The following is a 13149-nucleotide window of genomic DNA, read 5'->3' on the forward strand; positions in this document are numbered from 1 at the left end:
GGATGAAGATTTTCGAAGCGACGGACTGCTACCCGCCTCCGCTAGTCGGAGGACGCGACCTCGCCGTCCAGTTGCTCTCGCGTGAGCTGGCGCGCCGGGGCCACGACGTCGACGTTCTGAGTTTGGCCGGGCCGAAGGGACCACGCACGGAGTACGACGGCGATGTGCGGGTACACCGGGTTGCCGGGTGGGGGCGCATCCTCAATTCGCTTTATGCTGACCCTGAAAAGCCCTTCCACCCAACGCTTCCCGACCCTGGTCTGGCCCGCGCGATTTCCAAGCTGATCGAGGAGCGGCAACCGGACATTGTCCATGTGCACTCCTGGCTGCTTTACTCGCTGCTGCCACTACTGCCGTCACCGAAGACCCGGCTGGTTGTGTGGGTGCACGATTATGGCTTCATCTGCCCCAAGGCCACGTACTTTCACCGTGGTGACGTGTGCACCGGCCCCGGGTACACGAAGTGCGTCTCGTGCTCGAGCGAACAATACGGCCCGCCACGGGCTGTCGCCCTCACCACCGGACTGGCGGCGATGAAGCCTTGGCGTGGGCGTGTCGATCGCTACGTCGCGAACAGCCAATTCGTTGCTGACGCCTCGGCGCCACTGGTGGCCCGCAGCGGCCAAAGGATAGATGTAATCCCACCTTTCGTGCCGGACGAGGCATTTCACGCAGCACGGGGACCGCGTCCGGCCTTCGTACCGCCGGTAGGGGACTACCTCATGTTCGCCGGTGCGCTTGGACCGCACAAGGGCATCGACGTCCTGCTGGAGGCATGGTCGGGTCTTCAAAATAGGCCGCCGTTGGTCTTGGCCGGGATACGGCGATTCGACACCCCAACCTCGTTTCCCTCCGGCGTCATCGTTGCCGACGATGTTCTCCCTCGCGAGGAGGTATTGCGCGCCTGGGGTCATTGCCTTGCGGCGGTGGTGCCATCCGTCTGGCCGGAGCCCTTCGGCCTCGTCGCCGCGGAGGCGATGGCGGCGGGAAAGCCAGTAGTGGCGTCGGCGGTCGGCGGGCTGGCCGAACTGGTACAAGACGGCGTTACCGGGATTCACGTGCATCCGGGTGACGTTGCCGCGTTGCGGAATGCGCTCGAGCGCATCATCGCCGACGCGCCCTTGCGCGCCCGATTGGGCGCAGCAGGTCGCGAGAGGGCGCAGGCGTACTCGCCGGACGTGGTCGTCGCAGCATGGGAGCAGGTCTTCAACGACGTGCTCGAAACACGAAGCCAGGGTATGGAAACCCGAGCACACCAGTAAAACTGCGGGGCCTTGGCTGTGCCGGGTCTGCCATCCGGGCACAGCTGATCATTACTGCTCGAGCGCGTGTCCTGCCGTTCGGTGTCCGACGACGGTGAAGTTCGGTACCGGCAAAGTCATTCGATGCCGGGTGGACGGTTGGAAATGGTAGGTCACGGTTGTCGATTCGAACCCCAGCACGCCAAGGAAGCGCTGAATGAGTTTGGGGCTCAACCTCCACCACGTTTCGTAAGGTCTCCCTGTCCTGGGATTCGGACAAAAGCGCATCGCCGGCCGCTGAAACGAATCCAGCACGTTGAGAGGAAACACATCTCTGGCGAACAAGAGGTCGGTGACGATGACCGTTTCCCGGGTGAGCCGGCATGCATTCCACAGCGCATGGAACGGGTCGCGAAGGTGCAGAAGGATCGAGCCGAAGGTCGCGACGTCCACCGCTCCGATCTCCTCAGGAATCTCGTAAGCGGATGTATATACGACTTTTGCTCGAGAGCCGAATGCAGCATGCCCCAGCCAGTAGGCGTCGTTGATTCGCCGCACATGCGATTTGCGGACCGAATCGTCCTCTTCCGCATCGAATTCGGCGAACGGAACAAGGTCCCACGACTGCTCCTCAGATAGATCGACAGCGACGACATCCGCGCCGCGCCGCTCCATCTCGAAGCAAAAAAACCCGTTTGCGGTACCCATCTCCAGCACACGCTTCCCCGCTAAGTCGACCTTGCCGAGATAGCGGTCCACCCCTCGTCGTAGATCCCATTCCCCTTTCATAGTGCCGTAACCGGGGATGTCGATCGTGTGGTAGAAAATGCACGATTCGGGATCCGTGACAGATCGAGGTTGCGCATATATCGACGGGATTGGCGCGACGTCCCCTTTTGGGAAGTCCTCAATCAGACCGGTCATGGTGTCGTTCCTCCTCGGTACAGATGTGACGTTGGTCTTGGTGAACAGAGCGTGGTTCGACGTGTGCGGTGCGGCGCCGCTATCACCGCGAGCTCGCAGCCAGCGTTAGAGAGACGGCGCGCGGGCGCGCAGCCGGTCGTTTGCCCATCCGTCCACGGAACGCGTCGGCGAGTCCCTGGATGTACGCCGCCGCAACGGCGCGTTGGCGGGACTTGATGACCCGCCAGCCGTTGAATCCCCCATACACGACCAATATCCCGGCCATCCGTGTGAGTCGGCGCAGGGTCTGTGGCGTTTCGAGCGCGAACCGCAGAGGGTTGCGACCCTCGTAGTAAGCCGAGTTTTCCGTCAGGCCTAAGCTTCCTCGTTGTCCCGCAGTAGCACTGACGGCGTGTGTGCACAGCACCTCACCGAGGTAGCGGCAGCTCCATCCGGCCGCTCTGGCTCGCTGGCACCATTCGGCATCGCCGTAGACCAGGAAAAAGTCCCCGCGAAAAAGCCCGACCGACCGCAATGCCTCTGACGACAACAGTGCGCAGCAGCCGGAAATGTATCCAACCTCAGAGCTCGGCGGCGGGGAAGCCGCGGGCTGGCGCAGGCCACGGTGACGCGGGTAGGCGAGCCAATCGTTTACCTTGCCGCCCCCGAACCACAGCAAATCTGGTCGATCGGCGAAAGTGACAGCCGGCCCGACGATTGCGACGTCCGGTGTGGCCAGCGCCTCGGCCAGACACCGGCTCAAGCAGTCCCGGTCGACCGTAGCGTCATTGTTCAGCAACAGGATCCAGTCCACATTCTGGGCGAGGGCATACTCCAGCCCCACATTGCACCCTGCATCGAAGCCAAGGTTTTCGCCCACTTCGATGAGCACGGTTTCTTTCGGCATGTTCGCGCGCAATTGGGACAAGTCCTCAAGAGAGGATCCATTGTCGACGCAAATGATCAGATCGGGTGGCACAGTCATGGATGCCAAGCTGTGCAGGGCCTTGACAGTCTCGTCTGGCAGTCCCCAGCTCACCGTTACGCTAGCGGTCTTCACTGGACCTCCTGCTGTCCCGGATGTTGGATTCGTGTTTTGAGTAGTCGCTGAAGACCTGCTCGCGCGCCGATACTGCTAATACCGACGATACACTTGCTTCCGCATATTACATACCTTTCGTCCGATTGAGATCCATCTCACAAGGATTCAGTCATACAGCATCCGGGACACTGATGTCCGAGGGCGACTCGAGCGGGGGCGTTTTTCCCGGTAATCGGCGCGCGGGCATCCCGAGGCGGTTGATCAATTCGTCGTAGGCGCCCGCGGTGTGTTCCCAGCTGTGCTGATCGTGGTAGCGGCGCCCACAGAACTGCGGCAGATTGCGAATGGCGTCTCGCAACGCTCCTGGATCACGCGGAGGCACCAGGATGGCGCCCTCATAGTCGGCGACGGCTTCTGGTAGTCCGCCGACCGCCGTCAAAACCAGCGGCAACCCATTGGCCATGGCAACGCTGGCGGGAGAACTTGCCGACGAGCGGTGATAAGGCAGAACGGCAGCGTCGGCCCCGGCGAAGTATGCGGTCACCTCGTCGTCATCGACGAAGCGGTTCACCAGCGTGATCCGAGAGCGATGCCGGCTGCCCTCGATGAGCCGGATCGGCAGATCCCAGCCTTCCCACGTCTCGCCGACCACCGTCAACCAGTAGTGACGCACCTCATCGTCATCGAGCATGTCGAACGCGTCGACGAGGTCCTCCAGACCCTTGTAGGGACGGATGATGCCGAAGAACAGCAGATTGATGACGTCCCTTGGCGGATCACGAAGCGCACGCGACGGAGAGTCGTCGTCCGGAGCGAAGTGATCGATCGGCCCGTGCGGGATGACGACACACGGACGGTTTCCGATGCCGTAGCGCTCGCTGATCGGCTGCCGGTCAACTTCCGAATGAATCACAAACGCATCCGCCAGACCAAAGAACGGCCGCCCCAGCACCCGCACCCACGCTCTGGCGAGCGGTATCCGTTGCTCCGCGGTGTCGAGCACCTCATGGAACTCGACGATCACGCGGGTTCCGGATAGCCGAGCGACCAGCGCCAGGAAGAGATAAGTGTGCAGCACTGAGCCGGTCCACCACTGGAAGACGACGATGTCGGGCCGCCACGCGCGCAGGCGCCACACGGCACGAGCCAAATGAGAACCCCAAAACCAGTCGATCTCCCCCAGCACCAAGACATTTCGGTCAAGTTCCAGACGGGTGGAAACTTCCCCGACCCGTGACCGGCCCGGATACAGAAAGGTGGGAATGAGCTGTCGCATCGGGATGATGGCAACAGTAAAGCGCTGTGCAAGGGCGTTGGTCAGCTGGATGGTGTAGTAGCTCATCGCGCTGAGTAAGCGGGTACCGGCACCGATGACCAGTACCCGGGGAATGCCCTCTACCTCAGTGGGGGCAGCGGTCCCATCGGAGCGGACTCGAGGCCAAACCAGCACCATGATGGTCAACCCCTTGGCTCGTGGGGCTTGTTGTCAAACGAGAATTTCAGAACGACTACGGATCGGCGATCATCAGTCTTCATGGCGTGCTGGCGCTTCGCCGACTGGTTTTGCCTCTGCGTCCCACGTTGGTTGTCAATCGAATGCTTCTTCATCCAAGCGCGGAACTCCCGGTTCGCCCGAGCGCGAAGTTTCCCGACTATGGCGGCCAACCGTGATCGGTAAAGTCCACCAAGCGACAGCACAACCGCGATGCCCCCCAACAATTCTCCAAGAGGTTGCCGGGAAAATCCGATTGGTGTGGCCGCGAGAAGCACCGCGGTGCACGTTGCCACGGAGACGCTGATGCCCACGCTGGCAAGCAGCCCTTCGACCGGCGACTGAGGTTCGGGAAGCGCAGCTAGCACGACAGACAAACCCGGCACCACGAACACCATCAGCAAACCCAGCACGATCTGACCTGCATGCGGGACGCGCACGGGCGCGACGGCCGAATACCCCGCGTAGCCCGTCGCCGTCGCCACGCTGGCACAGCCAGCGACATACAACGTGAATAACCAAAAGCGGCGAGGGCCTCTCGCGATGCCCTTTTCGCGTGGGTGGGGCACGGCAAGACTCATGGACAGGTACCTCTTTCGATCTTGGACACGTCATATATCTGGATGGGTCCGGCATCGTAGATCAATTCGACGCAGGGGTCGGATGAAAACTTCTCAAGTGCCGCCGCCGGGAACGCATGCTCGTAATGACGGGCCTCGGGCTCAAACGGGTGGATAAAAAAATCAGGTATCTCAGGCGCCGCGCGTATCATCCGCCAATTGACCAGGATGTACTGCAGCCGAAGCTTTTTGATGTCTTTTACGGCGTCGCTGTTGAACGATTCGGCAAAGAATACGGACCAGAGCCACCGCTGGTCGGCGAGGTCTTGATCGCCATAGGTGCCGATCGCCAACGCGTCAATGAAGTTGGCACCGAACATGTGGTTCGGTCCGAGATTGTGCAGGGCCCATGTCGAAGCGGCGACGACGTCTGGCTGCACTGTCCTCTCATAGTGCTGCGGGTGGGCTCCCTCCGGGTACCGTTCTTGAACCCGAGTGCCCACGGTCACGTTGCCCACGAACACTACGGTCACAAGCAACGCGGCAATGCAGGTGGGAATGAATGAGTCCCGCCAACTGTGGCGATGGTCAACACGTTTGCCCCTCAGCTTGACGCGCCGCCGATACCATTTCGATGCTTCAGCAGCGAACAGCAGGCCGATAACACAGCCCAGGCCGGTGTAAACGAATTCCGAGGACCGACCTGAGATTGCGACACCATTCGACGCCAAACGCGGTGCCAGGGTGAGCGGGAAGGCTATCCCCAGCGCCGTGGCAACGGCCGCGGGTGCCCGCCGACAAGATCGCCGCGCCTGAAGGAGGCCGGAAGGCAGCACCGCCAGGAGCACAAAAATGGCGGCGAAACCGGCGAGAGGTTCCCAAGCCGGTGGCGCCATGGATGTGTGGTACAGCTTGCGCGGAGCGGTGTGCCCAGTGATCACATTGAATGTGTCCTGCAGGGCCGGAACGAGATTGTTCATTATCAGGTACGTCGGGGCCGGCCGCGCCACGGCGAAGAACCACACGAGCACCGCGCACCAAGCCACTATCGCCAGGATTCCGACCTGCCGCCGCGCCGCTTTCGGAGCATGGCAGCCGACGTGCTCGGCGAACCACCAGGCTGCGAGCAGGCCTGCCAGGGCGAACCCCACAATATGGTGGGTGATGGTCACGGCGATGATGCCGGCCATAGCCACCACCATGGATGTAAGGCCACCGCGGTTGCGTGTCCGGCCGATCCACCAGATCACAAAGGCTCCAACCGGAAACGCGAGGTTCTCGTAGGTGAAGGTCGAGCTCCAGAACAGAAACATCGGGTTGGCTACGTAGATGAGGCCGGCGAGCGCTGCTGCCCGACCCGAATGCGTGATGCTCTCGAAAATGAGGTAGAAGTAGGCGCACAGCAGCACACGTGTAATACCTACGACCAGTAGGCCGGCGACGAACGTGGTCAAGCCCGTGAGCTCCACGACACCGGCGGTCAGTGCGCCAAGTCCCGGGTAGTAAGAGGCTGTGGCCAGCAGTGGGTTCCACGTGAACAGGTGACGCATGCTGATAATCGCGTTGGTATTGCGCACATGGACGTACTCGTCGACGAAAGTGAAGGTGTCGGGCGAGCTCACTACCTTCACCAAATACAAAGCGAGTCCGAGAAAGATGATGAGAGTCAGCCGCTCCCGCGTACTCACATCGCGTGCCAGAACACGAAAAGCGATGGGAACGAAGATCAGCAGCACTCCGAGCCAAAAAAACAGATACGTTGGGACGGAGGCATCTTGGCGTCGACTGGCGTCGTCGGCCACCGCTAGAACGCCAACCCCGGCCGCGCTGCAAATCACGATCGCGGTTACCCAGCCATAGGAGAATCGAGCAGACGGCGGCTCCTGCGCAGTCGACGGCGTCGAAAGCTGCTCGGTTGCAGCAGAGGTCTTCGCCTGAGCTGTCACGACTCCTTCGGCTCTCAGTAATGTCGCGACACTGCCAGCCGTTTCTTCCTGCGCGCCATGCCCGTTGGTGCCTGCAAGGAGTTCGCGCCGGCCATTCACCGGATTTCCTTGTGGTTACCGCAGTCTCGCACCCGAGCGCGCGTTAGCTGCCTACGCCAATCGAGGACGACGTATCCGCATCCGCACAGCTGCATTGCCAGGAATGCCCAACCCACCGCACTGATACCGATCAGGGGCAGCAGAATCCACGAAATCACCACGGTGCCGATGCCGATGCCGAGCAGCAGCGATGCGGCGGCGACAAGCCGTGCTTCGGCGCGGAGAACCCCGACATACACCTGCACCACCGCGTCAGGAATCGAGGCAAATACTGCCAGCCTCAACAGCCCGGCCGCGTGGTCGCTGTAGGTGTGACCGAAGGCGGACAACAACGTCCCCCCAAAAACAAGGATGGTCAACAAGCCGGGTACCAGGATGGCGCCCATGATCTTGAATGCCGACCGAGCCAGCGCGCCGACTTCCTCGGGCCGGTGTATCCCCTCCGCGAATAACGAACTGGAGAACGCTGGTGCGATGACGAGGAAGAGTCCCACCAGCATCCATGTCGTGTAGAAGTAGGCGTTGTCGCGCGCGGAGAGTCGCACGGTCACGAGTAAGGGGAGCAGATACGGCAATAGCCCCGCACCTATCCCGATCAGTTGGTGACCGGTGACGCGGGAGCCAAACCCCCGAACGGTCCTCATCAGCACGGAAAATCCCGGCGGTCGCGCGACACCGATATGGCGGACGAGCAACGTCGCACCGAGGCCGAGGCCGCACACGGCCGCAACTCCCCATGCCCCGAGCAGACGTACGGCATCCGGTCTAACGGCGAGTGCCAGTAGCCCGAGCATGAGGACCTTGACGGCGCCGACAGCGAAGTTGCGCCTGAAGGCGTCGCTCGCTCTGCGTTCGGCGACATAGACGGCGTCGAGCGCGGTGCCCACTGTCAGGGCGACCGTGCCGATGGCGAACACAACCGCATAGCCCACACCGTGCAGCGCCATCAGTTGGGGCGAGATGAGCGGAAGCACTGCAACGCCAGTCCCACACAGGGCCACGGCAACGAGTGTCACTGTGGCCATCCCCGCCCAGAACGTGGCCGACCACTCGGTGTCCTTCGGCTGTCGGGGAAGCGACTGGATGAACATGCCGCCGACGCCCATGCAGGACAACATCAGCACCACGGTGGCGGCCGAGGTGGCTGCAGCCGTCAGTCCAACTATCGCCGGGCTGTACAGACGCGCTGCCAGCAGCCAGAACACGTAGCCAAACGCCGAGGACACCACTTGCGTCGCCGTGATGAACACGCCGTTTCGGATGAGCGAGTCGCTGCGGGCACGCTCGATGAACCCGCGCAGCCGATCAATGCGTGTTCTCAAGCGCTGGCGCCCGGCCAACTCGGGCCACTTCGACCTGCGCGTGAGTTCGATGTCGGTAATCGGCAAGTCTCGCGGCGGGTCAGCAGAGCGAAAAGCCAAACTCATGAACTGTGCTCCTCCTCACGGAAGCAGCCCAACCCGGGGTTGTAACGCCGACGCTTGAGTGCCAAGGTTGTGTGTGCATACCGATGATGCATCTGTACGCCAGAATATATACTATTAGATGATATTCTGGGCCAATAACCAACCTCTAGTCGGCAGCATGCGGACAGCATCAGCACAACGGGAGGGGTAGTGAACCGACCACGCGGTTCTGTCAGGCAGCTCCTCGGGAGAAGCCGACGCTGGAACCAGCGCAACATGCCGACGACAGAGATGCCGACATTTTTCGGACCGTCCGATTCGCCATTGTTCGGCGTGGTTCATCTACCGGTCGATAACCAGATCAGAGGCGGGGTACTGATCTGTGGTTCGCTCGGAAAGGAGGGGATGGACAGTGTCCGCCTGCACCGCATCCTCGCCGACAGCTTGGCGCGCCGCGGTTTCGGCGTGCTGCGTTTCGACTACCTGGGCTTGGGTGATTCTGCATACGCTCAGATCCGTGATGACGCGGTTGCCAACTGGGTGGCAAGCGTGGGCCACGCGCTCGACTACCTGACACTGATCGGCGCGGAGTCGGTGACGGCTATCGGCATACGTGCCGGCTGTCTGATCCTCGACGAGTACCTGGCCCAATCCCATCCGGTCAAGCGCGGCGGAGCCGGGCGCTGGGGGTGCCCCCAGCCGCGGAGCGGCGAGGGGGACGGGTCGCCGCCATTGAACCGCGTCGTCTACTTCGATCCCGCCGGCACGGGCAGGCGTTACCTTCGGGAAAACACCACGCTGTTCCGGTTGTCGTTGGGAGAGGACGCTCTGACGCCCGGCGAAGTGTCAATCATCGGCGGGCGGTTGAGCGAGTACGCCGCCGCAGAATTCGCCGCGCTGCGGATAGGTGCCAATCCAGTCAGCGCCCATGGCGTCGACAACGTACTTCTGGTGGGAAGGCCAGGCGAGACCGACAAGCGCCTCACCGACCTGGCGTCGGCCGAGGGAGTTGATTCGATCATTACCTGCGGTCTGCCGGAATGCATCCGGTCGGAAGAGGGGTTGTTGTTACCGATCCCGTTCACCGCGGTCGATTCGATCGTCGAGTGGATCGACGGAAACGTTCCCACTCGCACCCGTCGCGTCGTACCGCAATACCTGACAACGGTGCGGATGCCTGCCGAAGGGCCCGGCGGGGCCGAGGTTTTCGAGAGCATCGAACGAATCGGGCCGCACGGCCTCTTCGCGATCCGCACGCTGCCCGGGCGCCGCAGTGCCGCGCCCGCAAAGACGGTGTTGTTTTTCGTGACGGCCCACGACTTGCACGTCGGACCCACGCGGGAGTGGGTCGAATTGTCACGTCGCATCGCAGCTGCCGGGTCGCAGGCGGTGCGCTGGGACCCGGCAGGACTGGGCTTGTCGGGCCGGATCAGCCGGAACCCTTGGCGCAGTATCTATTCCAAGGCTGACATCACCGACTCGATAGCGGTGGCCAGACATGCGTGCCAAGACGCCGGCGATCTCGAGCTTGTCGGTATCTGCTCCGGCTCGTGGTATGCCGCTCATGCCGCCCGCAATATCGGTGCACAGTCGGCGATCCTGGTCAACTTGATGCTGTGGAATTGGCGGATCACGTCCGCCGTGCTGACGCAGTGGATCGGCCGGGAGAAAGCGCTACGCGCCAGCGCGGCTACTGACACAGGCGGCGGCCCCTCTGAATCCAGGACAAAGCGCCTCAGAGCACTGCTCAACCCGGCTCGGGAGCCAGCGAAGACCTTGATGCACAACCACTTCCCGCGATACCTCTTGCGGGTGTTGAACTGGGTCGGACTCGTGTGGCTCCCGGAGCATGTCCTCACAACGCTTGCCGACCGTGGCACCGCCGTGACGCTGATTGCCTCGCCCGAGGATGCGGAGCTGTTCACCGCCAAAGGCGGTCGGGCAGCCCTTGACCGGCTGCAATGGACGTCGCAGCCGCCCCGCCTGATCGCCGCACCCACCGGCGACCACGCCGGACATCACCCGGCGATATTGGCGGCGATCCGCAACGCGGTGTTGCCGTTAGCTACCGCTTCCCCATCGGAGCACCCAGGTTCTTCCGGCGCGGCCTGCAACGGCGGCGGCATATTGATCGGCAGTGGCGGTGTCGGCGGGAACGGCGATCCGACATTCACGATTAACGGCGACGCCAAGGCCGGCGCGCGATGACGCGCAGACACGATCCAGCACAGATGTGGATGATCGGCGCGTGCGGTGGCGCGCTCGCTCTTGCCGTGGCCGTTCTGGCCGGTTACGGCACCGGCCCGGGAGGCCTCAGGCTGGCGCTGCATGTCACGGCGCGCTGGTCGTTCCTCTTTTTCTGGCTTTCCTATGCCGGCGGCGCGATGGCCGTCCTGTTCGGCCCAGCCTTTGCCGGGCTGGCCCGCCGGGCACGAGCCTTCGGCCTGGCCTTCGCCGCCGCGCTTCTGGTCCATATCGGTTGTGTCGTCTGGCTGGGCGTCGTCATCGGTCAGATCCCGCTGCAGGGCGGCGTGTTGTTGTTCTTCCTGGTCGCACTGTTCTTCGCCTGTCTGCTGACGCTGCTGTCCTTCGGGATCGGAACGCGAGCCCTGGGACGTCTGTGGCGGCCACTGCTCTTCTTCGGCACGACTTACATCCTGATCGCGTTCGGCTGGGATTTTGTGCTGGGCGCACTCGACCAGAAGGCACAGCAGTGGCTCCACGCCGCCGAATATGTGCCGTTCGCCTTATTGAGCCTTGTCGCAATCCCGCTGCGCCTTGCGGCATTTCTTCGTCAGCGCTTCGGTTTGCGTTCCGCCACGGCCTAACGCGACTCGGCCGGACTGCAGACCACGAGAACTACGGCCATGGCGTGGCAATCGGCGTGCGAAAGTGACAAAGACGAGCTGCGCCAGCCTTGGTGTTGTGCCCGCTCGGCGACCGCCCCGCTCAGCCGAAGCACCGGCAGCGGACCGTCCCCTGCTACCTCGATCTCGCGCAGGGAAAACGGCATGTCGGGTTCTGCGAATGCCTTGATCACTGCCTCCTTGGCGGCGAACCGGGCCGCCAGTCTGTGCACCTGGTTACTGCCCTGGCAGTCGTTGATTTCGCTCGCCGTAAAAACCTTGCGCAGGTACCGGTCCCCGAACGTCGCCAGCGAGTCCTGGACCTCATCAATGGCCACGACATCGCATCCGACGCGGACGCGGTGCCCGTCAACCTCGTCTGGCAAGGTGATCATGCGCTCGCCGTAAACTCTGCGGTATCAAGGGAATCCGAGTGCGGCGTCACGCAGACGACTTGACCAGGCCTTCGACTACCTGCTCGATGTTGCGGACGGAAGCGAAGGTGGATTTCTTGAGCACTTCATCGGGGAACTCGATGTCGAACGCATCCTCAAGCGCGAGCATGACATTGACCGATGCATGTGAAGTCAGCCCGAGCTCGTAAAGGTCGGCCTGATCGTCCACCCCACGTGGATCGACCGTCATACGGCCATGAGCAGCTAGGACGTCACGAATCCGGTCCTTTATCACACTGCCCCTCACGTCAAACCCGATTAATCCGTCCAACGTATTAAACCAGTGCTCGGCCCAGCAACCGCAGCTTCCGGCCCGAATCTGCGCCGGCCGGGCATCCAGGGTGGGACACGTCTCCAGGGCACTGACGCCCCGCGCCCCGGTACCAGTACCATCCACGGAAATGGGACGGACTCCGATCGAGTTGAGGCGGGTTCTCGGCGCGGCCGCCCACCTGTGGTCCGCTCCCGGCCATCACGCGGTGGAACCGGAGTGGTGGACAGCGTTCAGCGGCGAGCTCAGCGCCTTCTACAACGTGGCCTTTTGTCAATCATCCGACAACGAGGTGCTGGTGGACCACTGCCTCCAGCCGCTGCTCGACCTCAAGAAGCCGGGAGTCATCATGCTGGCCGGACCGGGCCTGGCCACCGCCCAGATGCTGGCCGACGCCGGTTGGGTCGTCGTCGAGGCGTTGCCCCTCATGGTGCTCGACGGGCCGGACCTGCCCCACGTGGACGGGACGGGTGTGCGGGCCCTCACCGAGGAGGACCTGCCCGAGGCCCGCGCGCTGCTGGCCGACACCTACAGCACGTCCGACGCGGCCGCCGCGGCGGCCCTCCCCCTCCGGGCGGTGAAGGACCCCGACCTCGGAGTGTGGGGCTTGTTCGACGGCGACCGCATGGTGTCCGTGTTCAGCGGCGTCACCGAGGACGGGCTGGTGGTGGTGTGGTCCATGGCCACCCGGGCGCACGACCAGGGGAACGGCTACGGGCGGCGACTGCTGGCCACCGCGCTCCGGTCCTGGTTCGAAGCGGGGGTCGAGGGCTCACTGCTTCAGTCGTCGGCGGTCGGCGAGCGCCTCTACCGCGGGCTGGGCTACGAAGTCGTCGAGTACTGGCAGCTCTGGTCCCGACCACGCTGGGTCATGAGCCGCGCCTGACC

The 13149-nt window shown here is 63.0% G+C and carries 12 protein-coding genes; 4 read left to right on the forward strand and 8 right to left on the reverse strand.

Annotation, left to right across the window (positions count from 1 at the left end):
* Window positions 1-2 precede the first annotated feature (2 nt).
* The gene (locus tag AC5Y42_RS04490; RefSeq protein WP_499896124.1) at window positions 3-1262 is read left to right on the forward strand and encodes a glycosyltransferase family 4 protein; all 1260 of its coding nucleotides are present in this window, start codon (window positions 3-5) and stop codon (window positions 1260-1262) included.
* A 51-nt stretch (window positions 1263-1313) separates the two neighbouring features.
* Here the strand turns inward: AC5Y42_RS04490 and AC5Y42_RS04495 are convergent, their stop codons facing one another.
* From AC5Y42_RS04495 to AC5Y42_RS04520, 6 genes are all read right to left on the reverse strand, one after another.
* On the reverse strand, window positions 1314-2165 hold the full coding sequence (locus AC5Y42_RS04495; protein WP_499896125.1) for a class I SAM-dependent methyltransferase: 852 nt from the start codon (window positions 2163-2165) through the stop codon (window positions 1314-1316).
* Between the two features lie 82 nt (window positions 2166-2247).
* Entirely contained in the window at window positions 2248-3204 is a 957-nt protein-coding gene (locus tag AC5Y42_RS04500) for a glycosyltransferase family 2 protein (RefSeq protein WP_499896127.1), read from the reverse strand.
* 151 nt (window positions 3205-3355) lie between these two features.
* Entirely contained in the window at window positions 3356-4639 is a 1284-nt protein-coding gene (locus tag AC5Y42_RS04505; protein ID WP_499896129.1) for a glycosyltransferase family 4 protein, read from the reverse strand.
* Window positions 4640-4644: 5 nt separating this feature from the next.
* Window positions 4645-5259 carry a hypothetical protein gene (locus AC5Y42_RS04510; protein WP_499896131.1) on the reverse strand — a complete coding sequence of 205 codons (615 nt, stop codon included), beginning with the start codon at window positions 5257-5259 and terminating at the stop codon, window positions 4645-4647.
* Window positions 5256-7283, reverse strand: a complete 2028-nt coding sequence (locus AC5Y42_RS04515) for a putative glycosyltransferase family protein (RefSeq protein WP_499896132.1) — start codon at window positions 7281-7283, stop codon at window positions 5256-5258. Before AC5Y42_RS04515 ends, AC5Y42_RS04510 begins: the two co-directional genes overlap by 4 nt.
* Window positions 7280-8710 carry a lipopolysaccharide biosynthesis protein gene (locus AC5Y42_RS04520; RefSeq protein ID WP_499896133.1) on the reverse strand — a complete coding sequence of 477 codons (1431 nt, stop codon included), beginning with the start codon at window positions 8708-8710 and terminating at the stop codon, window positions 7280-7282. The genes AC5Y42_RS04515 and AC5Y42_RS04520 overlap by 4 nt, the downstream gene beginning before the upstream one ends.
* A 255-nt stretch (window positions 8711-8965) precedes the next feature.
* Here AC5Y42_RS04520 and AC5Y42_RS04525 point away from each other — a divergent pair, with 255 nt between their 5' ends.
* Both AC5Y42_RS04525 and AC5Y42_RS04530 read left to right on the forward strand, forming a co-directional pair.
* Entirely contained in the window at window positions 8966-10897 is a 1932-nt protein-coding gene (locus AC5Y42_RS04525; protein ID WP_499896135.1) for an alpha/beta hydrolase family protein, read from the forward strand.
* Window positions 10898-10920: 23 nt separating this feature from the next.
* Window positions 10921-11517, forward strand: coding sequence for a hypothetical protein (locus AC5Y42_RS04530; protein ID WP_499896137.1), 597 nt, complete (start codon window positions 10921-10923; stop codon window positions 11515-11517).
* Here the strand turns inward: AC5Y42_RS04530 and AC5Y42_RS04535 are convergent.
* Window positions 11514-11930 carry a holo-ACP synthase gene (locus AC5Y42_RS04535; RefSeq protein WP_499896138.1) on the reverse strand — a complete coding sequence of 139 codons (417 nt, stop codon included), beginning with the start codon at window positions 11928-11930 and terminating at the stop codon, window positions 11514-11516. The genes AC5Y42_RS04530 and AC5Y42_RS04535 overlap by 4 nt on opposite strands.
* A gap of 46 nt (window positions 11931-11976) precedes the next feature.
* Window positions 11977-12225: an acyl carrier protein gene (locus tag AC5Y42_RS04540; protein WP_499896751.1), complete on the reverse strand. Its 249-nt coding sequence runs from the start codon at window positions 12223-12225 to the stop codon at window positions 11977-11979.
* A gap of 166 nt (window positions 12226-12391) precedes the next feature.
* Between AC5Y42_RS04540 and AC5Y42_RS04545 the strand changes: the two genes are divergently transcribed.
* On the forward strand, window positions 12392-13147 hold the full coding sequence (locus tag AC5Y42_RS04545) for a GNAT family N-acetyltransferase (protein ID WP_499896140.1): 756 nt from the start codon (window positions 12392-12394) through the stop codon (window positions 13145-13147).
* Window positions 13148-13149: the final 2 nt, after the last annotated feature.

Source organism: Mycobacterium sp. NGS48 (assembly GCF_059812585.1).

Coding starts and splice junctions, on each gene's coding strand:
- AC5Y42_RS04545 (WP_499896140.1), top strand. CDS start 12,392: ATGGGACGGACTCCGATCGAGTTGAGGCGGGTTCTCGGCGCGGCCGCC.
- AC5Y42_RS04525 (WP_499896135.1), top strand. CDS start 8,966: ATGCCGACGACAGAGATGCCGACATTTTTCGGACCGTCCGATTCGCCA.
- AC5Y42_RS04520 (WP_499896133.1), bottom strand. CDS start 8,710: ATGAGTTTGGCTTTTCGCTCTGCTGACCCGCCGCGAGACTTGCCGATT.
- AC5Y42_RS04530 (WP_499896137.1), top strand. CDS start 10,921: ATGTGGATGATCGGCGCGTGCGGTGGCGCGCTCGCTCTTGCCGTGGCC.
- AC5Y42_RS04535 (WP_499896138.1), bottom strand. CDS start 11,930: ATGATCACCTTGCCAGACGAGGTTGACGGGCACCGCGTCCGCGTCGGA.
- AC5Y42_RS04505 (WP_499896129.1), bottom strand. CDS start 4,639: ATGGTGCTGGTTTGGCCTCGAGTCCGCTCCGATGGGACCGCTGCCCCC.
- AC5Y42_RS04490 (WP_499896124.1), top strand. CDS start 3: ATGAAGATTTTCGAAGCGACGGACTGCTACCCGCCTCCGCTAGTCGGA.
- AC5Y42_RS04495 (WP_499896125.1), bottom strand. CDS start 2,165: ATGACCGGTCTGATTGAGGACTTCCCAAAAGGGGACGTCGCGCCAATC.
- AC5Y42_RS04510 (WP_499896131.1), bottom strand. CDS start 5,259: ATGAGTCTTGCCGTGCCCCACCCACGCGAAAAGGGCATCGCGAGAGGC.